This is a genomic window from Puia sp. (assembly GCF_035546395.1).
In the GTDB taxonomy this organism is placed as follows: domain Bacteria; phylum Bacteroidota; class Bacteroidia; order Chitinophagales; family Chitinophagaceae; genus Puia.
The window spans coordinates 51209-72649 of the sequence record NZ_DASZXR010000011.1; the positions used below are offsets into that span (position 1 = coordinate 51209).

At 55.6% G+C, this 21441-nt stretch carries 19 protein-coding genes and 1 tRNA gene; 11 read left to right on the plus strand and 9 right to left on the minus strand.

The features are described from left to right. Positions 1-196 precede the first annotated feature (196 nt). A complete protein-coding gene (gene rpsA, locus VHE34_RS10920; protein WP_325587688.1) occupies positions 197-2116 on the plus strand; it encodes a 30S ribosomal protein S1 in 1920 nt (639 codons plus the stop codon). A gap of 26 nt (positions 2117-2142) precedes the next feature. On the opposite strand, the gene hxpB is transcribed toward rpsA, so the two are convergent. After that, positions 2143-2814 carry a hexitol phosphatase HxpB gene (gene hxpB, locus VHE34_RS10925; RefSeq protein WP_325587690.1) on the minus strand — a complete coding sequence of 224 codons (672 nt, stop codon included), beginning with the start codon at positions 2812-2814 and terminating at the stop codon, positions 2143-2145. A 43-nt stretch (positions 2815-2857) separates the two neighbouring features. Here hxpB and VHE34_RS10930 point away from each other — a divergent pair, with 43 nt between their 5' ends. Next, complete coding sequence (locus tag VHE34_RS10930; protein ID WP_325587692.1) at positions 2858-3676, plus strand: lysophospholipid acyltransferase family protein; 819 nt, start codon at positions 2858-2860, stop codon at positions 3674-3676. A 25-nt stretch (positions 3677-3701) separates the two neighbouring features. On the opposite strand, the gene VHE34_RS10935 is transcribed toward VHE34_RS10930, so the two are convergent. Further along, positions 3702-4253 carry a hypothetical protein gene (locus VHE34_RS10935; RefSeq protein ID WP_325587694.1) on the minus strand — a complete coding sequence of 184 codons (552 nt, stop codon included), beginning with the start codon at positions 4251-4253 and terminating at the stop codon, positions 3702-3704. 151 nt (positions 4254-4404) lie between these two features. On the opposite strand from VHE34_RS10935, the gene VHE34_RS10940 reads away from it, so the two are divergent. Together VHE34_RS10940 and VHE34_RS10945 are read left to right on the plus strand one after the other, a co-directional pair. Next, on the plus strand, positions 4405-6477 hold the full coding sequence (locus tag VHE34_RS10940; protein WP_325587696.1) for a tetratricopeptide repeat-containing sensor histidine kinase: 2073 nt from the start codon (positions 4405-4407) through the stop codon (positions 6475-6477). Positions 6478-6483: 6 nt separating this feature from the next. Beyond that, a complete protein-coding gene (locus VHE34_RS10945; RefSeq protein ID WP_325587698.1) occupies positions 6484-7236 on the plus strand; it encodes a LytTR family DNA-binding domain-containing protein in 753 nt (250 codons plus the stop codon). Here VHE34_RS10945 and VHE34_RS10950 read toward each other — a convergent pair. The 3 genes from VHE34_RS10950 to VHE34_RS10960 form a co-directional block, all read right to left on the minus strand. Continuing rightward, complete coding sequence (locus VHE34_RS10950) at positions 7223-7744, minus strand: acyl-CoA thioesterase (protein WP_325587700.1); 522 nt, start codon at positions 7742-7744, stop codon at positions 7223-7225. The two genes, VHE34_RS10945 and VHE34_RS10950, sit on opposite strands and share 14 nt — an antisense overlap. 177 nt (positions 7745-7921) lie before the next feature. Further along, entirely contained in the window at positions 7922-9064 is a 1143-nt protein-coding gene (locus VHE34_RS10955; RefSeq protein WP_325587702.1) for a dipeptide epimerase, read from the minus strand. 8 nt (positions 9065-9072) lie between these two features. Then, positions 9073-10743: a D-aminoacylase gene (locus tag VHE34_RS10960; protein ID WP_325587704.1), complete on the minus strand. Its 1671-nt coding sequence runs from the start codon at positions 10741-10743 to the stop codon at positions 9073-9075. A gap of 55 nt (positions 10744-10798) precedes the next feature. Here VHE34_RS10960 and VHE34_RS10965 point away from each other — a divergent pair, with 55 nt between their 5' ends. Further along, entirely contained in the window at positions 10799-12034 is a 1236-nt protein-coding gene (locus tag VHE34_RS10965; RefSeq protein ID WP_325587706.1) for a proline dehydrogenase family protein, read from the plus strand. Here VHE34_RS10965 and VHE34_RS10970 read toward each other — a convergent pair. Then, the gene (locus VHE34_RS10970) at positions 12000-12914 is read right to left on the minus strand and encodes a hypothetical protein (protein ID WP_325587708.1); all 915 of its coding nucleotides are present in this window, start codon (positions 12912-12914) and stop codon (positions 12000-12002) included. The two genes, VHE34_RS10965 and VHE34_RS10970, sit on opposite strands and share 35 nt — an antisense overlap. 110 nt (positions 12915-13024) lie before the next feature. On the opposite strand from VHE34_RS10970, the gene VHE34_RS10975 reads away from it, so the two are divergent. From VHE34_RS10975 to VHE34_RS11000, 6 genes are all read left to right on the plus strand, one after another. Then, positions 13025-13098: transfer RNA gene (locus VHE34_RS10975), tRNA-Val, on the plus strand. 253 nt (positions 13099-13351) lie between these two features. After that, positions 13352-15214: a M1 family metallopeptidase gene (locus VHE34_RS10980; RefSeq protein WP_325587710.1), complete on the plus strand. Its 1863-nt coding sequence runs from the start codon at positions 13352-13354 to the stop codon at positions 15212-15214. 95 nt (positions 15215-15309) lie between these two features. Continuing rightward, positions 15310-15969: a hypothetical protein gene (locus VHE34_RS10985; RefSeq protein ID WP_325587712.1), complete on the plus strand. Its 660-nt coding sequence runs from the start codon at positions 15310-15312 to the stop codon at positions 15967-15969. A gap of 126 nt (positions 15970-16095) precedes the next feature. Beyond that, a complete protein-coding gene (locus VHE34_RS10990; protein ID WP_325587714.1) occupies positions 16096-16659 on the plus strand; it encodes a hypothetical protein in 564 nt (187 codons plus the stop codon). Between the two features lie 72 nt (positions 16660-16731). After that, complete coding sequence (locus VHE34_RS10995; protein WP_325587716.1) at positions 16732-18066, plus strand: Gfo/Idh/MocA family oxidoreductase; 1335 nt, start codon at positions 16732-16734, stop codon at positions 18064-18066. Positions 18067-18312: 246 nt separating this feature from the next. Beyond that, a complete protein-coding gene (locus VHE34_RS11000; RefSeq protein WP_325587718.1) occupies positions 18313-19125 on the plus strand; it encodes a phosphatase PAP2 family protein in 813 nt (270 codons plus the stop codon). A 27-nt stretch (positions 19126-19152) separates the two neighbouring features. Here VHE34_RS11000 and VHE34_RS11005 read toward each other — a convergent pair whose 3' ends face one another. Genes VHE34_RS11005 through VHE34_RS11015 form a run of 3 tightly spaced genes read right to left on the minus strand, consistent with a single transcriptional unit; the run spans position 19153 to position 21441 of the window. Then, entirely contained in the window at positions 19153-19911 is a 759-nt protein-coding gene (locus VHE34_RS11005; RefSeq protein WP_325587721.1) for a ThuA domain-containing protein, read from the minus strand. 24 nt (positions 19912-19935) lie between these two features. Beyond that, a complete protein-coding gene (locus VHE34_RS11010) occupies positions 19936-20358 on the minus strand; it encodes a c-type cytochrome (protein WP_325587723.1) in 423 nt (140 codons plus the stop codon). 27 nt (positions 20359-20385) lie between these two features. Beyond that, positions 20386-21441, minus strand: coding sequence for a sugar phosphate isomerase/epimerase (locus VHE34_RS11015; RefSeq protein WP_325587725.1), 1056 nt, complete (start codon positions 21439-21441; stop codon positions 20386-20388).

Sequence of the window (21441 nt, forward strand, 5' to 3'; positions counted from 1 at the left end):
AAATAAAATGATTGAAAAGTCCTATTGTCGGAGTTTGGTGCGGGGCGCGTTAGGGATCGGAGCGGCAGCCCGGAGGCCGAGATACGAGGCCGAGGACTATAGCGGAGAGCCCGACCCGGAGGGGAACGCCCAACGGTCGGAAAATGGTGGTTTTTTTGTATCTTTGCAGCCCCGATCAAAAACCCGGGGTTTTATTATGTCTGAAAACAATATTGTTAACTCAAACGCTGAATCACAGGAGACCGCGGAGGTGGCGACTGCTGCTGCCGGGGCTACAGCGACAACAAAAGCACCTGTGCCTGTGCCGACCGCACATGATGATTTCGACTGGAGCATTGACAAGCGCAATGTGGCCGTTTACACCAAGGAAGAGAAGGAAAAGTACGACAAGGTGTATGAGAACACCTTCGTATCCATCACGGATGGCGAGCTGGTCAAGGGCCTGGTCGTTGGCCTGACGAAGACCGACGTGGTGGTGAACATCGGGTTCAAGAGCGATGGTCTCGTATCCCTGAACGAATTCCGTGACCTGCAGAATCTGCGGACGGGTGACGAGGTGGAAGTGATGGTTGTCGAGAAAGAAGACCGGGAAGGTCATCTGCATCTCAGCCGCAAGCAAGCGCGGATCACGCGTGCCTGGGAGAAGATCGTGGAGGTGCACAAGACCGGCGAAGTGGTCACGGGTACCGTTACGAGCAAGACCAAGGGTGGCCTGATCGTCGACGTGTTCGGCATGGAGACTTTCCTGCCGGGCAGCCAGATCGATGTGAAGCCCGTTACCGATTACGATCAGTTTGTCGGCAAGACGATGGAGTTCAAGGTCGTGAAGATCAACGAAGCGATCAAGAATGCCGTTGTATCCCACAAGGCCCTTATCGAGAGCGATATCGAAGCACAACGTGCGGAGATAATCAGCAAGCTGGAGAAGGGACAGGTCCTCGAGGGTACGATCAAGAATATCACCGATTTTGGCGCGTTCATGGACCTTGGTGGCCTGGACGGTCTGCTGTATATCACCGATATCAGCTGGGGACGTATCAGCCATCCGAGCGAGGTGCTGAAGCTGGACCAGAAGCTGCAGGTGGTGGTGTTGGATTTCGACGACGGCAAGAAGCGTATCAGCCTTGGTCTGAAGCAGCTGACCCCGCATCCGTGGGACGTGCTGCCTGAGACGATCAAGGAAGGCGAGATCGTGAAGGGCCGTGTGGTGAATATCGAAGATTACGGTGCGTTCCTGGAGATCATGCCGGGCGTAGAGGGGCTGGTTCACGTGAGCGAGATCACCTGGGCGAACACGCCGATCAATGCCAAGGAATTCTTCAAACTGGGCGACGAGCACCAGGCGAAGGTTGTTACGCTGGACAAGGACGCCCGCAAGATGAGCCTGTCCATCAAGCAGCTGAGCGAAGATCCGTGGAATACGATCGAGCAGAAGTTCCCTGTTGGCAGCAAGCACAACGGGCTGGTGAAGAATATCACTCCTTATGGCGTATTTGTCGAGCTGGCTCCCGGCATCGGCGGTATGATCCATATCAGCGATCTGAGCTGGCTGAAGCGCTTCAACCATCCTTCCGAGTACACGAAGGTGGGTCAGCATATCGACGTGATGATCCTGGGTATCGACCAGTCCAACCGCAAGTTGCAGTTGGGTCACAAACAACTGGAAGAAGATCCCTGGAATGCGCTGGAGGAAACTTTCGCCGTTGGTTCCGTGCATGAGGGCCTGGTCATCCGTAAGGATGAGAAGGGTGCTATCGTGCAACTGCCTTACGGGTTGGAAGGATTCGCTCCCAACCGTCATCTCAATAAGGAAGACGGCAAGCAGGTACAGGCCGACGAGACGGCTCCGTTTATGGTGATCGAGTTTGATCGCAACGAAAAGCGGATCGTATTGTCCCATACCCGGCTTTGGGAACAGCACAAGCATGAAGAACGCGAAGCAGTGAAGAAGGAAGCCCGCGCCGATGCCGACAAGACGCGCAAGGCTGTCAAGAATATCCAGCAGAAGGTTGAGAAGCCGACGCTTGGTGATCTGGGCGCCTTGGCCTCTATCAAGGAGAAGCTGAAGCAGGAAGAGAAGGATCAGAATGCGCAGGGTGGGGAAGAGAAGAAGTAAGAAGAGTTACAAATAAGGAAACCCGGTCAAGAGACCGGGTTTTTTATTTGCAGCAAATGCTGTTCGGTGAATTCGAGGAGGGAGCCGAGCTTGAGGTCGGCGGCGTTCCATTTGGGGAGATGGGCCTGATCGGGGACGGGCACGACCACGCATTTCATCCGGGCGGCCTTGGCGGCGATGAGGCCGTTGAAGGAATCTTCGAAGGCCAGGCATTGGAGCGGGCTTACGTCGAGCGCTTCTGCGCAGTCCATATACACCTGCGGATGGGGTTTGCCAAAGGGAAGATGTTCGGCGGAGGCGACGGTCTCGAAAGAATCTTCAATGCCGAGTTTTTCGACGACGACCTTTACCAGCGAAAGTGGTGAGGAAGTGGCCAGGCCGATATGGAAGCCGCGGGCTTTAAAGAAAGCGATGATCTCCTTTACGCCGGGCAAGGGTGCGGCATTCTTTTTTATTTTGTCGATGACATTGTGATGAAGGGCGTCTTCGGCGGCGGGGATCCCTTCCTTGCCGATACCGAATTGGGAGAACCAATAATCGAGCCATTCGCGGGTGCGAAGGCCGGTGGTGTGGTGGTACTGAACGGGGGTCAGCGTCACCTTGAACTCCAGCAGGGTTTCCGTTCCGGCTTCCTGCCAGCAGGGTTCGGAGTCGATGAGCAGACCGTCCATGTCGAAGATAACAGTGTTGAGCGGCATAGGGTGCGAAGTTATGCCGATTCTTCCGTACATTCGAGGTAGAATGCCACTGAGAGAAAGATTAAAGAATTTCCGGCTGGTACGGAAACTCGTCTATGCCATAGTAGGGATGGTTTCTTATCCCGGGTTGACGATTGTGAACCGCCTCACCATTCGCGGAACGGAACATCTGCGCAAGCTTCCTAAGGGCAATGTTCTTTTTGTCAGTAATCACCAGACCTATTTTGCCGATGTCATCACCTTCCTCCATATCTTCTGTGCCGTTAAATGGGGCAGGAAGGATCGTCTTGGCCTGCCCTGGTATCTTTTGAATCCTTTCACCAATGTCTATTATGTGGCTGCGGAGGAGACGATGCGGGCGACATGGGTGAGCCGGCTTTTCACGATAGCGGGAGCCCTGACGGTGAAGCGAACCTGGAACAAGGAGAGCACGGAGGTGCGCAGGGGGCTCGATCCGTCGGATACGCGGAAGATCTTCCGGGCGTTGGAGAGCAGCTGGGTGATAACTTTCCCGCAGGGGACGACGAAGGCTTTCGCGCCCGGCCGGAAGGGAACGGCGCATATCATCAAACAATCCAAGCCGATTGTCGTGCCGGTGGTGATCAGCGGATTCTGGCGGGCCTTCGACAAGAAGGGACTGAAGTTCAAGAAGAAGGGGACGCCCCTCTCCGTTACCTTTAAGGCGCCGCTGGATATCGACTACGATGCTCCGGCGGAATGCATTTTGAAGCAGGTCATGGATTCGATAGAACAGAGTAAGGAGTATATGATGAAGGGGGCGCATCACTGGCGTACGGCGCCGGACGGTGGTGTCGCGACCGACCAGGCCGCGGGCATTCATTCCGGGAGTGTTGGCCGCTGAGTGGCGGAGGAGCTGCGGGGCATCGTCATCGGTCGAATTCGGAAAAATCAAGGGAGTTTTTGAAACGCTTTGCCTGCTGTCTTGCCAGGAGCAGCCATACGATGGGTGCGGCGAGGAAAAGTGCGTAGAAGAGGCCGGAGATGCGGCCGAGCAGGAGGCAGGCGAGCATCGCGCCAAGCAGGTAGTAGACAGGATAGCGGAAGAGCTTGTTGAGGGACGCGTCGTTGTAGAAAGCGTTGCGTGTACTGTGGTTATAGGCGATGATATAGGGGCCGGTCTTTTTTCCTTCCCGGATGGCCCAGATGATGGACAGTTGGTTGTCGGTGCGGCAGGCGACATTGAATCCCTGGAGTTGGAATGCGTGTTCACGGCCGTCGCGGTCGACGAGGAAGATTTGATCATGGACGACGGTGGTGGAGGTGATGGTCACCGGGGCGGTGGAGCCGGTGCCATTGTAGGTGTAGCCTCCTCCTCCGCCTCCCCTGACGATGGTTTCCATGTTCTTGCCGGCGTCGGCGACCTTGCCGGTGGTCCAATATAGAGTGATGGGTTTTGTAGCTGCGATTATCTGTTTCATGTTATAGCTGTTACCCGAATTTATTGCCAATCAGCGGTCCGGCGAACCGGTTTCGAGCGGGCGCCGGAGTTGATCCAGCAACTGCGTGGAAAGAGGGGATAACTGCGCGGAGTCTACGGGTTTTTGCTTAATTTGAAGGACTCTAACTACCATGAAACAGGCGCTTTTCTGTTGCTGTTGCCTTGGGGCGCTGATCTTTGCCAGGGCCCAGGATCCCGGGGACTCGTTGATCCGGGCATTGCACTATCACCTAGTGCCCGATACGACGCGGCTGAGGCTGCTGAATGCCGTTGCCTATGCCTATTATGCGCGCGATCCGGGGAAATGCCGGGTTTTTGCGGATGAGGCCATCGGGCTGGCGAAGACGCTTGGCGATGCCGGGGCCCAGGCGACGGGTTGGAGAAACCGGGGGCTCAGTCATTTCCGCGAGGGGGATGATTCGCTTGCCCTGGGGGCTTATCGGAAGGCGCTGGACCTGGACGCGGCCAGTGACAACAAAGAGGGGATGGGCAAGACTTTGCATGCCGTCGGTCTTGTCTATAACAGCCAGTCGGAGTATGGCCTTTCCATCGATTATCACCGGCGGGCGCTGGACCTTTTTATGGAACTGAAGGACAGTTCCGGGGTGGCCAATGCAGCCAATAGCATCGGCACCAATTATCTCTATCTCGCGGACTATCCGAAGGCCATCGAGTATTACCAGCGGGCATTGCAGATTTACCAGGAGCGGGATGACCGGCGGGGTGTGGGCAATGCGTATACCAACCTGGGTATCGTGTACCGGCGGGTGTCCGAGGTTGGGAAGGCTATAGAGTACTGCAACAAGGCGATGGCTTGTTTTACGAGACCGGAGGACTTTGCGCAGAAGGCGAATGTGCTGGCTAACCTGGCCAATATCTACGATGATATGGATGACCGGGAGAAGGCGTTGCGCTATTATTCCGAATCACTGCAAATACAGGAAGCCGCCGGCAATGAGCGGGGGATCGCCAGCAATTTGCTGAATATGGGGATCGTGTACAGCGAGCTTGGCGAATACCGGAAGGCGTTTGATCACCTGCGGCGGGGGCTGGAACGCTACAAGGGTCTGGGGGATAAGAATAGCATGGCCATTGCGCTGAGTGAACTGGGCAAGCTTTGCGAGCGTTCGCCGGCAGCGGTGTTGCGGGAGCAGGGCATCCCGGCGAAGGAGCGTTTTAGCCGGGCGGTGGGGTACGAACGGGAGGCGCTGCGGCTTGCCGAGGAGATCGGGTCGACGGATAACCAGCGGGATGTCTGGGAGATCCTTGCCGGGACTTATGAAGCGGCCGGAGATGCGAGGGCTGCGCTGGCGGCTTATAAGCGGTTTGTGCTGTTGAAGGATAGCGTGGTGAATGACGACGGCCGCCGTAAGATCATGCGGCTGACGATGCAGTACGAGGCCGACAAGAAAGAGGCGGCTTTGCAGGCTGGTTTCGAAGCCCGGCAGGCGATCGCGGCGGCGGCGCTGAACCGGCAACGGTTAATCACGGAGATGGTGTTGGTGGCGGGGGCCATTCTTGCGATCGCGGGCTGGGTGGGGTTTCGTTTTTACCGGCGGCGGCAGGCTGCAGAACGGAAGGCGGAGCAAACGGAACTGGAAATGAAGGCGCTCCGGAGCCGGATGAATCCACATTTCATCTTTAATTCGTTGAATTCGATCGGCGATTATGTACTGCGCAATTCCCCTGAGGAGGCGAATGAATATCTTAGCCGTTTTTCGCGGTTGATGTGGCTGACGTTGGAAAATGCCGAGCACCGGGAGGTGCTGATCAGCGATGATCTGAATGCGATGCAGCTTTATATGGAACTGGAGTCGAAGCGATTGCCGAAGGGATTCCGCTTTTCGGTGCGGGTGGATGAGTCGATCGACCAGGGGCGGACCTATATTCCTCCGCTGGTGCTCCAGCCCTTTATCGAGAACAGCATCTGGCATGGGCTTGCCGGTTTGACGGAGCGCGAGGGCTGTTTGTCGGTGACCATCGGCAAGGATGGGGGGCGGCTTCATTGTGTCGTGGAGGATAATGGGTCAGGACGGAGGATGGAAGTGGTGAAAGGGAAGAAGCGGTCGTTTGGGATGAGGCTTACGACCGAACGGATCGAACTTTTGAACAAGACAAGGAATTACAATGCCAATTGGCGGGTAACGGACCTTGCAGAAGGGACCCGGGTGGAAGTCTGGCTGCCGCTGTCGGTGGATCAATAATTTTTTATGATACGAGCTATCATCGTGGAAGACGAGGGGCATTGCAGCGAGCGGCTGATCGAGTTGGTCCGGCGTCATGCAGGCAACCGGGTACTGATCGAGGGTGTCTATGAGACCGTCGACAGCGGGGTCAAGGCCTTACGGGAGAGGAGGCCCGAATTGGTTTTCCTGGATGTACAGGTAAAGGACCGATCGGGATTCGATGTCTTACAGGAAACGCGGGAACTTACCTATGGGGTCATCTTCACGACGGCCTACGACCGGTATGCGGTACAGGCGTTTCAATTCAGTGCCATCGACTACCTGTTGAAACCGGTGGCGGGGGATGAGTTGTTGCGGGCGATTGACCGTTTTGAGGGTGCCCGATCGGCGGAGGACCGGGCGCGGAGGTTGGAGGCCTTGTTGCACAACTTATTGGAAACCGGGGTGGCGGACAAACGGATCGGTTTGCCGGTTGCTTCGGGATTGATCTTTGTACAGGTCAGCATGATCCTCCGTTGTGAGAGCAGCAGCAATTACACTTTATTGTTCACGACGGACGGAAAGAAGCTCGTCGTGTCGAAGACCTTGAAGGAGTTCGAGGCATTATTGACGCCCTACCGGTTCTTCCGGGTGCATCATTCCCATCTTGTGAACCTGAGATACATCAAGAATTACCAGAAGGGGCAGGGGGGGACGGTGACGCTTACGGACGACACCATTGTCGAGGTGTCGACCCGGAGAAAGGAGGAGTTCCTGGCGCAGCTCAACCTTTTATGAAGAAGGCCTTCAGCTCGCCGGCTTCTTCGGGTTTCATTTTGCCGCCGAGGATGAGGCGCAGCTGGCGACGACGGAGGGCGCCGTCATATAATCTTTTTTCTTCCTCTGTTTCGGGGAGGAGCTCGGGGACGGTGCGGGGGCGGCGATTGGGATCGAGGGCGACGAAGGTATAATAGGCCTCGTTGCTTTTATACCGGTATTGTTGGGGAAGATCTTCGCCCCAGACCTTCATGTGAACTTCCATGGAGCTGTTGAAGGCCCGGGAGACCTTTGCTTCAATGTGTACGACGTTGCCCAGCTTGATCGGGTTTTCAAAGGAGATGTTGTCGACGGAGGCGGTGACGACCGGGGCATTGCAATGTTTGCTTGCGGACAGTGCCGAGGCGATGTCCATCCAGTACATGAGCCGGCCGCCCATGAGGTTGCCGAATACGTTGGTATCGTTTGGCAATACCAGCTCGGTCATGACTATCAGGGATTCGCTTGCCGTCTTTGCGTTATTTTGCATACTGCAAATATATACAGATGAAGGGACATATCATTCTACAGCTGCATGCGGGCGATGATCGTAGCAGTATCTATAACCGGTTCACGCCCGCGCAGCGGAAGGCTGTAGTGATCCTTCGGAATTGAAGAATCTTTATCATGATCCGGGGTACCGGGACCGGATTGCTGCTTTGGGATGTCAGATGGATACCTGCTCACATTTTTCGAGAAAGGCTTTGTCGGCATCTGCGCCCAGGCCCGGGGTATCGGGTGTTTCGAGGAAATAACCGTTGTAGCGGACTCCCCCGGTGACGGGGTCTGTCGTGTGGCCCAGCATGCAGGTGTCCATATCATGGAAGATGATGTTGTCATGCGCCAGGGCGAAATGGGCGAATGCGGTGAGGGCCACGCGGCTCTCGAGCATTCCGCCCATCATGCAGGGGATGTTCTGTTCCTTGCAGACGGCGGCGATCTTTCTTGCTTCGAGGATGCCGCCTGATTTTGCAAATTTGATATTTACGTAATCACAGGCTTGTGCGGCGATGAGGCGTTCTGCGTCGTGATGATCGAAGACGCTTTCATCGGCCATGATCTTTACCGGCGAGAGTCGGCGCAGCTCCGGCAGCCGGTGATCGTTATAGCGGCGCATGGGTTGTTCGCAGAACTGGATGTTGTATTCGCCCATTTGGATAAGCGCGTCGCGGGCGGTGTCGAAGTCCCAGCCCTGGTTGGCATCGATGCGCAGGATGATGTCCTGGCCGACGGCGCCGCGGATGAGTTTAACGCGTTGGACATCCTCGGGGCCGTTCTTTCCGAGCTTTATCTTGATCATGCGGACGCCGTCTGCTTTGAACTTTATGGCGGTTGCCGCCATTTTTTGCGGCGTGTCGATGCCGATGGTGAGATCCGTTTCGATGGGCTTTTTACTTCCGCCCAGGTAGCGGTAGAGGGGTTGGTCTGCCGCCTTTGCCGCCAGATCGTGCAGCGCCATGTCAAAGGCGCTTTTGATGGTAGCGTTGTAGGCGGTGAAGTCGTGCAGCTGCTGCATACGGGCTTCAATTGCGGTCGCGTCTTCGCCTTTCCAGAGGGTGGCGAAATCCTTTGCCATCTCGAAACAGGTCGCCTGGGTTTCGCCGACAATCATCGGGAAGGCTGAGCATTCACCTATGCCGTAGTGACCGGCATCGGTATGGACATGGATGAGGATGTTCTGGGCATAGTGCATGGTTCCCGTTGCGATGGTGAAGGGGTGCATCGGGATAGAGTACTTATAGATATCGGTGCGGAGGATGGTCATAGCTGGGTTGCGGTCGGCATTGTCGGCGGGCCGATGGCGCGGCAAAGATAATGTTATGGGCGATATCCGGGTCCGAAGACGGCACGGCCGGGTTTGGCCCCGGTATGGGCGCCGGCTTTGAGCACCTGGGTACCGTTGACGAATACTTGTTCCACGCCACTGGAGAGCTGATGAGGGTTTTCGTAAGTGGCGTTATCCTTCACTGCAGCCGGATCGAAGACCACCACATCGGCATAATTGCCCACTTTTAGGGCGCCGCGCCTTTTTAGTTTCAGCCAACCTGCGGGCATACCGGTGAGATGGTAGATGGCCTCTTCGAGGGGGATCAACTTTTCATCGCGTACGTAGTGACCGAGGAGGCGGGCGAAGTTGCCGTACGCCCTGGGGTGACAGCTGCTCTTTAGAAAAACACCTTCCGGGGCCATGCTGGCCTCATCGGAACCGAAGGCCATCCAGGGGAGGCCGATCTCTTTTTTTACGTTGTCCTCGCTCATCAAAAAATAGATGACCTCAACGCGGGAATGGTCGGCGATGACCAGATCGATGATGGTCTCTTCCGGGGTCGTATGCCGCATCTTTGCGATCTCGCTGAGCCGTTTGCCGGTGAGGTATTTCAGGGAATCCTGTTTAAAGCCGGTGCAGATGATGTTGTCGGCGCCGGCGCCAAGATAGAGGTTCTCCCAGTCCTTTGATGGGGTTTGCATGGCTTTTATCACCTGTTTGCGGATGGCGGGGTTTTTTAGCCGTGCGACCCATTTATCGAGGCCGCCTTCCTGAACGCTCGTCGGCATGGAGGCGTCGAACCCGGTGGCTCCCGCGGTATAGGTGTACATGCAGGCTGTGATATCGAGGCCTGCCTTTCGGGCGCTGTCGACCTTTGCGATGAGGCTGTCCATTTTGCTCCAGTTGGGTCTGCCGGCGGCCTTTAGATGGTAGATGATGGCGGGGATATGGGCTTCGGCGGAGATGCGGATCAGCTCGTCGGCGGCTTCGAGCAGGCGGTTGCCTTCGCTGCGGATATGGGAGATGTATACCCCGCCATAAGGGGCGGCGGACTTGCACAGCTGGATGAGCTCGGGGGTCTTTGCGTAGGCGCCGGGGGCATAGATGAGCGCGGAGCCAATGCCGAGCGCACCTTCTTCCATGGATCTTTTAACGAGAGCGTTCATCCCTGACTGTTCCGCACTGTCGGGGGCGCGGTTGGCATAACCGAGGAAGTTCTGCCGGATGGTCGCCGCGCCGACGAAGGAGGCGACGTTGGTGGATACGCCACGTTTTTGCAGGTATTGGAGATAGTCTTTGAGGCTGGTCCATTCTACCTTGTACCTGATATCGCCCTGGTCTTTCTGTTCGATGGCTTTCATGGTGTCGTTATAGGGGCCTTCGGAGGAGCCTTCGCCGAAGATCTCGAGGGTAACGCCTTGTTTGATCGCTCCGAGGGAGCGGCCATCCTGCAGGAGGGAAATCATGGATTGGGATTGGAGGTCGATGAAGCCGGGGCTGACCGCCTTGTTCCGTGCGTCGATGGTGTTTGTGGCTGTGGCTCCTTTCAGGTCACCGATGGCGGCGATGGTGTCGTCCTGGATGGCTATGTCGCCGGTGTAGGGTTTGGCGCCGGCGCCGTCGTAGATGGTGCCGTTTTTGATGATCGTGTCGTAGTGGGGGGTGGGGTGGCAGGATAGGATGAGGCCTAAAAGTGGCCAAAGTGCGGCGGGTTTTCTCATAAGCGATGACTTTGAGTCGAATATACTAATTTTGCCGCCAAATTACCGTCTGTCAATGAGTAGCGCCCCCCTGAAGTCTGTTTCATTTGAAAACACTGCCAATGCATTTGAATACAAGTCGAATAAGGAGTTGAGGAAGGCCGAGTTCCTTTTCCGGAGCATGGGGTTCTCGACGCTGGTCAAGATCGGCACGAGGGTGACTCCGTGGATGATCCGGTCGGGGTTCCCGGTGAGGAGCATTATCCGGGATACCATTTTCACGCAGTTTGTGGGTGGGGAGACGCTGGAGGAGACGGCGGTCGTTGCGCGAAAGCTGGGCGGATACCGGGTGCAGGTGATACTCGACTATGGGGTGGAAGGCGGGGAGGAAGGTGAGGCGGGTTTCGATCATGCCTGTACCGAATTTATCCGGGTGATCGACTATGCGGCGACGCAGGCCAATATCCCACTCATGAGCATCAAGGTAACCGGTTTTGCGCGATTCGGGTTGCTGGAAAGGCTGGATGCGCTGATGGCGGGCAAGGAAGGTTCGCTGATGAAACGGTATGCCCGGGCGATAGAAGAGCTGACGGCGGAAGAGCAGGCGGAGTGGCAATCGGTGAGCCGCCGGATGCAGCAGATCTGCCGGGCGGCAGCCGACCGGGGGATCGGGGTGCTGGTGGATGCCGAGGAGACCTGGATACAGGACGGCGTGGATATGCTGACGATGCTGATGATGGAGCAGTTCAACCGGGGGCGGACGGTGGTGTACAATACGATCCAACTTTACCGGTGGGACCGGCTGACTTTTCTGAAGGATTCCTTTGAAGCGGCAGAGCAGCGGGATTTTATTCTTGGGGCCAAGCTGGTGCGGGGCGCCTATATGGAAAAGGAGCGGAAGCGGGCGCAGGAGCGGGGTGTCCGAAGCCCTATCCAGGTGGATAAGGAATCGACGGACCGGGACTATAATTCGGCGGTGGAATTCTGTATCGCACATCTCGATCGCATCTCGGTGATCGTGGCTTCGCATAATGAGTACAGTAACCTGTTGGCGGTGCAACTGCTGCAGGAGCGGGGGCTGCCGTTGAATCACCGGCATGTCCATTTTTCGCAGTTGTACGGGATGAGCGATAATATCACGTTCAACCTGGCGAAGGCCGGCTGTGCGGTGAGCAAGTATCTTCCGTTCGGGCCGTTGAAGGATGTGATCCCATACCTGATGCGACGGGCGCAGGAGAACAGTTCGGTGTCGGGGCAGACGGGGAGGGAGCTTGGGCTTATCCGGAAGGAACTGCGGCGGAGGGGATTATAAGCGGGAAGGTTGTTCCCACTTCGGATCTTGAACAATGCGGGAATTTTGCTGTCAGCGTTTCCTGCGGGATCATCAGGCAGGAGATGTTGATGCAGCGGCCGTCCAGAAACCGGATCTCCACTCTTGTAAGCGCTGTAAAGCCGCCTTTTGCGCGGCGGCCATACGTAATTATCTCCTTTATATCATTTTTGTTGAAGCGTTCCGGTGTTGCGGCGGGGCCGTAGGAGAACTCCTGTTTTCCCCTTGAAATGATTAGTACCATATCTTTTGCGGAGCGATAATGATTGACGGCTACCATGGCGAGGCGGATGATGAGAAAGAGCAGTACAAGCGGCATCAGGAGTATCGGGTAGAACGGAGGGTGTTGTATTACGACGCCAGTGAACGTAGCGGATATGAAGAGAGTGTAAAGAGCCAGGAGGGCCACCGAAGTGAGCCTTGCGAGGCGCATCGAGTAGATGAATTCGACGGTGCGGAAATGGGCGGTATTGCTTTGCAGCCAGGTGATCTCTTTTTTGAAGGTGGAGAGATCGGGGAGGCTACTTGCGAAATAGGTGCGGATGAGGGGTGTTGCGTCGGATAGATGGTCGAATGAGCGGGTATAGAGGTGGTGCGTTCTGTCGAAATAGTGGAGGACGAATTTCCCGTTGTACCAGGGTGAGAGCTTTAGATAGTCATTGTCAACGCCTTCGATGGTTATGGAGGGGTTTGTCAGGTCGATGGCGAGGTGATCGCGTTGCTGGTCCCAGGGGTAGGTGTTGATCAGCTGAACGGTTGCGTCGGCCGTACGGGGCATGACGCTGCTATATTCGCCCGCTTCATAGTCTTTGTATTGAAGCTTTACGGTGCGGGTGAGCGAGGGGTTTTCGCTTGGTTCCATCGGTTAAATGTAAAAAAATTGGGGATTTGGGCGGACGGATTTTGTTAATTGCGGATTTTGAGTAACATTTGCAGTCCGATTTCGGCTGGTCGAAGGGCCGGCTTTTTTCCGGGTCGTTAGCTCAGTTGGTTAGAGTACTACCTTGACATGGTAGGGGTCACCGGTTCGAATCCTGTACGACCCACAAGGCCCCGCGGCGATAGCCGCGGGGCTTTTTCATGCGGTAGCGAGGCGAACTGTGTTCGCCAGAGCGGATGCATGGAAAAGCCCGGTTCCGCGAAAGCGGAAGGTGGGGCCTTGGGTAAGGGAACCGCCGGAGGCTAAAGGAGCAGCGAGCTAATCCTGTACGACCCACCGAAAGTGGATAAAGGCGCATCATTTGATGCGCTTTTTTTGTAAGTGGCTATGATATAGGGTCTTTTTCAATACATTTACGAATGATTAAATCAATCCTCTTTATTGCTTTTGCCTTCGTGGGATTCTTGCAAGCCGGTGCACAAACGCTTACCATGCCGCCGGAGATCCAGAAAGCCTATGCGAACGGGACCCGCAGCCTGGATGGCAAGCCTGGGAAAAATTACTGGCAAAATCACGGGCGTTATCAAATAGCGTTAGCGGTGATGCCCCCGGACAACAAGATTACCGGCACCGAGCAGATCACCTATAGCAACAATAGTCCGGACACGCTAAAGGGGCTGAACATGAAATTGATCGTGAACGTTCACCGCGGCGGGATGCGTGGGGGGCAGGCGGACACGTCGGCGGGGATCAAGATCGATGAGCTGTCGATCGACGGCGTCCGAACCGCGTGGGATAACAATACAGCCGTTACTACCAATCAAATGGTCGGGCTGGCCCGGCCGCTGCTTCCGCATGATTCGATCCATTTGAGTATTGCCTGGCATTATAACCTGTCGAAGAGACGCGGGCGGGATGGGGTGATCGATTCGACCAGCTTCTTTATCGCGTATTTCTATCCGCGGGTGGCTGTCTATGATGACTACCGGGGTTGGGATGAGCAGCCGCATACGGGTTCCCTCGAGTTCTATAACGATTTCAACGACTACGAGGTGGATGTGACGGTTCCGGGTAATTTTATCGTGTGGGCAACGGGTGACCTGCAGAATCCTTCGCAGGTGCTGCAGCCGGCGATCGCCGAGCGGCTGAAAGAATCAATGACCAGCGACTCTACGATCCATGTTGCCACTGCACAGGAACTCCACGATAAGGCGGTGACTGCGCAGAATCCGACCAATGTCTGGAAATGGTCTGCCCATAACGTGAGCGATGTGGCGATCGGCGTCAGTGACCATTATGATTGGGATGCCGGGAGTGTAGTTGTAGACGACAAGACGCAGCGGCGCGCCAGCATGCAGGCGGCTTTCAACGATTCGGCACAGGATTTTCATCACTCCGTGCAATTCGGGAGATATTCGCTCGCCTGGTTCTCCCATAACTGGCCGGGTGTTCCTTACCCCTATTCAAAGTCGACCGCGTTCCAGGGATATGCCGATATGGAATACCCGATGATGATCAACGACAGTCATGCACCGGATCTCGGCTTTGCCGAATTGGTCCAGGATCATGAGCAGGCTCATACCTATTTCCCTTTTTACATGGGCACCAACGAAAGCCGATATGCTTTTATGGACGAAGGCTGGGCGACGACCTGGGAGTACCTCATCGGCATTTCCGAAAAAGGGCAGAAGACAGCCGATGATTTTTATAAGAACTTCCGGGTTACCCGGTGGATACACGGTCCTCACGAGAAGGAAAATCCCATCATCACTCCCAGCCCCGACGTTAGCTTCGGCGCGGGTAATAATGCCTATGGGAAACCGTCACTGAGCTATCTTGCCGTAAAGGACCTGCTCGGCGACAAATTGTTCAAGAAGGCTTTACATAACTACATGAAGAATTGGAACGGCAAACATCCCATTCCCTGGGATTATTTCTATTCCATGAGCAAGGGATCGGGGAAGAATCTCGACTGGTTCTTCTATAACTGGTTCTATACTCCTTATTACATCGATCTTGCCCTGGTGAAGGCTGAGAAGGGAGGGAGGGGATATGCGTTGTCTATTAAAAATATTGGCGGATTTGCGATACCGTTCGACGTAATTGCCACCTATGATGATGGGATGAGCGAGAGTTTCCACCAGACACCGAAGGTATGGGAGAAGGATCAGAAGGAGATATCCGTCAGGATCAAGACGAGCAAGGTGGTGAAATCCCTGAAACTGGATGGGGGGATCTTTATGGATGCGAATGAGAAAGATAATGGATGGAAGGCCGATTAGCCGGAGGTTACGTATACCTCTTAGGAAATCGTTAACAAAAACCGGATAAACTCCGGCGTTGTCTTTTTGTCCAAAGCGCCCGAAATCGCTTCATTATGAGAAGATCCTTTATCTTAAGCCTATTTGCCGCTGTGGCCGTACTTTCCGTAGCCTGTCACAAGAATACCTCGGGTCCGAACCCGGGTTATGGCCCTAATTCGCTATTTCCTTTGACGGCGGGGGACACCTGGTATTTTACGGATTCGGTCTTTACCGATTCGAGCTCGGCGGGGGGTTACCTGGACACGATGGTGGCTACGAAGAATACCTGGACCGATCCGGGTACGGGAACGATCTTTTTGGGATTGCAGGACGGCCCGTATGGTTGGTTCGATAGCAGCTATGTCGCGGTGGATCCGAGCAATTATGCGGTTTATGAGGCGGATGCGCCGGATTATAATCCCTATATATTACTCCAGACGGTGAATCAGGATGGGGTGGTTGGCACGGGCGGGGATTATTCCAATCCGGCCTGCGTGATCGGTTCGGCTCAATATGCCTATGCGGCGCCTGTTTCCCTCTACGGCTATCAATGTTATAAGAATGTCGAGGTGGTCAAGGATTGCAATAATGTTGTCCTCGAGCAGGTGAATACCTATCTGAGCCCGGGCGTTGGACCGGTGCGGATGGAGGACTGGAGGACGGATACGACGGGTGGGAAGAATATCTTCTATGAATATTATTCGGCGACGCTGACCGGCAAGAGTCTGAAATAGCGGGGGGGAGCGTGCCGCGGGTGCGGGCTGTGTCCCGGGTGTGAGCGCATAGGGATGGGGGCTGGGGAAGCGACGTGTCAATACTAAAGCCCTGCTTATTTCGTTATGGAAGCCAAATCCGATGCTATGCGCAAACCCCTCCTGATCCTGACGCCTGTACTGTGTTTTTTGATGTTCTGTGCCTGTAAGAAGTCCAACAACAATCTTACTTCGCAGGGCCTTGCCGGCACCTGGAACTTCCTTGGGGTATCGGGCCATACGAAGACGGAGGTCAATGAGGGTTTGGGAGTGTCCATGGTGGCCTATCCGGCTTTTGTTACAACGGGAAATGTTGGGACCATTACTTTCGCCAAGGACTCGATGATCGCTTCGGGTGTCGGCTATTCGGTGGATACTGCCTTTTGGGCTTATTTCTACTATGGCGGTGTGAAGTATGACTCTTCCAGCCAGAGGCTGACCTATACCGTTCCGCCTACCTCGACCACTTCCAAATACACGCTCATCGGCGGCGATTCGCTTTATTTCCCCAAGGGCGGTTTACTTACCGCGCTGGATTCGGCGTCTACGGGTCAGTCGTGTACGTATGCAATTAAAGGGGATAGCCTTTTGCTGACTTCCAACGGTATCGATACGAGCGGTGGGGCGCATACCGACTTTGCGACGGTGATCACGATGAAACGATCGAAATAAACCGGGGGCTACAATCGGTTGCAAAATGTTTTGTATATTGAAGCGGCGTAGTAAAAACTGCGCTGCTTGTATATGAAAAACTCCCGTCGTCAATTCCTTCAACAAGGCTCGGCCCTGGCGGGCGGAGCGATGCTTCTCTCTGCATTTGGCAACAATCCTTTTTCTTTTTCCGGTGGCGTGGCGCCTTCCGACCAGATCAACGTAGGGGCGATCGGGTTGAACGGGATGGGCTGGGCCGATGTTTCAGCAGCGCTTAAGGTGCCGGGTGTGAACGTCGTGGCGCTCTGCGACGTCGACAAGAACGTCCTTGACAAGCGGATGAAGGACCTTGAGGCCAAGAAGGTGGATGTGAGCAAGATCAAGACTTATGGCGACTACCGGAAGCTGTTGGACCAAAAAGATATCGATGTGGTGATCATCGGCACGCCTGACCACTGGCATGCGTTGATCATGATCGAGGCCTGCATGGCTGGGAAAGACGTCTATGTGGAGAAGCCGGTGGGCAATTCCATCGGCGAATGCCGGGCGATGATGGCGGCGCAGAAGAAATACAGCCGGGTGGTGCAGGGCGGGCAATGGCAGCGCAGCCAGCAGCATTTCAAGGATGCGGTGGACTTTGTGCAGTCGGGCCGGCTGGGGAATGTCCGGACCGTGAAGGTATGGTGTTACCAGGGGTGGATGAAGCCAGGTCCGGTCGTGCCGGACTCGGCGCCGCCGGCGGGTGTGGACTATGCGATGTGGCTGGGTCCCGCGCCCAGGCGGACGTTCAACGCGAGCCGGTTCCATTTCAATTTCCGATGGTTTTGGGATTATGCCGGTGGGTTGATGACCGACTGGGGCGTGCACCTGTTGGATTATGGTCTGCTGGGTATGAAGGCGCAGTATCCGAAGACGATCGCCGCGTTGGGTGGCGACTTCGCATACCCGGACCTGTATGAGGAGACCCCTGACACTTTGACGACGCTGTATGAGTTCGACAAGTTCAACCTGGTGTGGGATCATGCGATGGGCATCGACAACGGCAGTTATGGGCGGGATCATGGGATCGCGTATATCGGTAATAACGGGACGCTGGTGTTGAGTCGTGGCGGATGGGAGGTGATAGAAGAGAAGCAAAGTAAGAACAAGGTGAGCAAGCCTTTTGTGGCCGTATCCGACAATGGGCTGGACAATCATATGGCCAATTTTCTCAGCGTTGTGCGTAGCCGTAAGATGGAGGAGCTGCATTGTTCGATAGAGGCGGGGTCATTGGTGGCGACGGTGGCGCAGATGGGGAATATTAGTCTGCGGAGCGGGCAGCGGCTTAGCTGGGATGCGGCGGCGGGGAAATTTACCGATGAACGTATTAATCAACAATATTTAATGAAGGAATATCACAATGGATATTCGCTCCCTAAAACGATTTAGCGTTAACTGCCTTAACCAAAATTGGTGTTAATTATGGGCGTTTGCTGTCGCAAACGCACCCATTTGCCTTGAAATGACAAAATTTTGGTGCATTTTTGCCGTTCATCATTGAATCCGGCCACGGGCCGGATGGCCGAAGGCCCATCATGAGCGTGGTTGGCCCGAGGGCTATTTTCTGACAAAGCCCGAAAGGGTCAACCTAATATGAAAAGAATCGTAACCGTAGCGGCAATTTGTTTGACCTGCATGTGCCACAAGGCTTGGGCACAACCCATCAACGAGAATAACCGGTTTGCTGCCATGGATACGATCAGGGAAGTGAGTATCACCCCGACCTGGGGTTCGGCACCGGACACGGTGCCGCACAAGATCGACTGGCATCTGGCGGCTTCCTACAGGCAACCTTTCCCCTTCCACAGTCTTATTCTGCCGGCGGCGATGATCGCCTATGGTGCGACGGCTGTCCATAATGGGACGCTGCAGAAGGTCAATTCGGGGGTCAAGGACCAGATCTGGGAGGACAACCCGCACAAGCCCATGCACGTGGACAACTACCTGATGTTTGCGCCGACCTTGTCGGTGTATGCATTGAATGCCGCGGGGATCCATGGGGCGCACAATTTCAAGGACCGGACGGCTATCCTGCTGATGGCGAATGTGATCGCCAATGGTACTGTCTTTTCGGTGAAGGGCTGGTCGCATGAGATGCGGCCTGACGGGTCGGATCATGCTTCTTTCCCGTCGGGGCATACCGCGGAGGCGTTTGTCGGAGCGGAGTTCATGCGGCTTGAATATAAAGATGTCTCTCCGTGGTATGGGGTCGCGGGTTATGCGATGGCTACGGCTACGGGGGTGTTGCGCATGTACAATGACAAGCATTGGCTGAGCGATGTGGTGGCAGGGGCTGGGGTTGGTATTGCGTCGACGCGTATAGCCTATTGGTTGTACCCGAAGATCCAGGGGATATTTGGCAAGCCGAAGAATCCGGAGGTGGTGAATGTGGTGATGCCGACCTATAACAACGGGTCGTTTGGATTATCCTGGGTGAAGCGTTTTTAGGGCGCGGCTTCCTGTGCGGGAGCAGTGCTATTTTTTTCCCATTGCATATTGGATTCCTGCCAGCAGGTGGTGGAGGAACAGTGGGTCGGACCATGTCGCGTCGGTATGACCGAGTGCGGTGTAGAAGGATCTGCCGCCTTCGAAGTCGTGGTACCAGGCCATGGGGTGGTTGGCGCCGTTCTCGCCGCCGGTATAGGAGGATTCGTCTATCTTTATCAGGACTTTGATATCGGGGGCGTAGTATTTGTAGTTATACAGTTCGTCGAAGTGGGTCCAGGGATCGGGGAGGCCTTGTGTGGCGGGGTTGTTCTTGTCGACGATGATGAATTTTGCTTCCTGTTGTTTTGGGTGGGACTTGAAATAACCGCCGACCAGGTCGCCGTACCATTGCCAGTTATATTCGCAGTCCGCGGCGGCGTGGATGCCGACGAAGCCGCCGCCATGATGGATATAGTCCTGCAGCGCTTTTTCTTCTTCGGGGCCGAAGACCTTGCCGGTCGGGTCCAGGAAGATGAGCGCTTTGTATTTTTTCAAAGTTTTCTCACGGAACCAGGTAGAATCGGCGGTGGTATCGACGGCGAAGCCGTTCTCTTCGCCCAGCTTTTTGATGGCGGCGATGCCGGTGGTGATGCTGGCGTGGTGGTAGCCGTTGGTTTTGCAGAAGATCAGCACGGATGGTTTGGCGAATCGTTTGGCCCGTGGGTGGGCGGCGTAGCTGCTGATAAGCGTGCTGGCGACGAGACAAAGGCTTGCGACGGCCCAACCGAGGCGTGTTGATCTTTGCATATTGGTAAGACTATTGTTGTTGCACTATTGTTTAAGCGTCAGGACGTAGGTGACCATGGTCTTTACATCTTCCGGTTTCAGGTTCGGGTGCGGTGTCATGGGAACGGTGCCCCAGACGCCGCTGCCGCCGGAGATCACTTTCTTTACCAGGCGATCGACGGTCGTGTCGGCGGCGGGGCTGTATTTTGCGGCGACATCGTCATACGCCGGGCCGATGCTGGATCCGCCTTGCGCTTTGTGGAGGCGGTGGCAGGTGGTGCAGTCGCTGGCGCCGATGAGGTCGAGGGCTTTGTCCGCGGCTGCGTTACCGGCGCCAGCGGTGGCCGGTGTGGTCGTAGCGGCGGATGTGGTGGTGTCTTTTGTTTCGTTTGCTTTTTTGTCACCGGAACCGCCGCATGCGGCGAGAAGGACGGTGATGGAAAATGCGGCTACTAGCTGTTTAGTCATATAATTGCGCTTTGGTCGTCGAAGTTATTACTTTAATCCGAGCACGGAACGATTAAATTTTTCGTCGCTGCCGGTGCCGGCGAAGTCGTCGAAGGCTTTTTCGGTGACGCGGATGATGTGTTGTTTGATGAAGGGGGCGCCTTCTTTTGCGCCGTCTTCGGGATGTTTGAGGGCGCATTCCCATTCGAGTACGGCCCAGCCTTTGTAGTCGTATTGCGTCAGCTTGCTGAAGATGCCTTTGAAATCGACCTGGCCGTCGCCGAGGGAGCGGAACCGACCCGCGCGTTCGACCCATCCCTGGTAGCCGCCGTAGACGCCCTGTTTACCGGTCGGGTTAAACTCTGCGTCCTTTACATGGAACATGCGGATGCGTTCGTGGTAGTTGTCGATATATTCCAGGTAGTTGAGGCATTGCAGGACGAAGTGGGAGGGATCGTAGAGCAGGCAGGCGCGGGGGTGGTTGTTGGTGTGTTGGAGGAAGAGTTCGTACGTGATGCCGTCGTGCAGGTCTTCGCCGGGATGGATCTCGTAGCAAAGGTCAACGCCATTTTTGTCGAATTCGTCGAGGATGGGGAGCCAGCGGGCGGCGAGTTCTTTGAAGCCGGTCTCCACCAGGCCTGCGGGGCGTTGCGGCCAGGGATAGACCGTGGGCCAGAGCAGGGCGCCGCTGAAGGTCGCGTGGGCATTCAGGCCGAGATTTTGGGAGGCTTTTGCTGCATATTTCAATTGTTGGACCGCCCATTCCTGACGGGCTTTTGGATTGCCGTGTACGGCGGCGGGGGCGAAGCCATCGAAGAGCGTGTCGTAGGCCGGGTGAACGGCTACGAGCTGACCCTGGAGGTGAGTGGAGAGTTCGGTGATCCGGAGGCCGGCGTTTTGGACGACGCCTTTTATCTCGTCCGCATAGGTCTTGCTTTCAGCGGCTTTCTGCAGATCGATCAGGCGGCTGTCCCAGGAGGGGATCTGAACGCCGATATAGCCGAGGCCCGCGGCCCATTTACAGATGGAGGCGAGGGAGTTGAAGGGGGCCTGGTCGCCCATGAACTGGGCGAGGAAGATGCCGGGTCCTTTTATTGTTTGCAT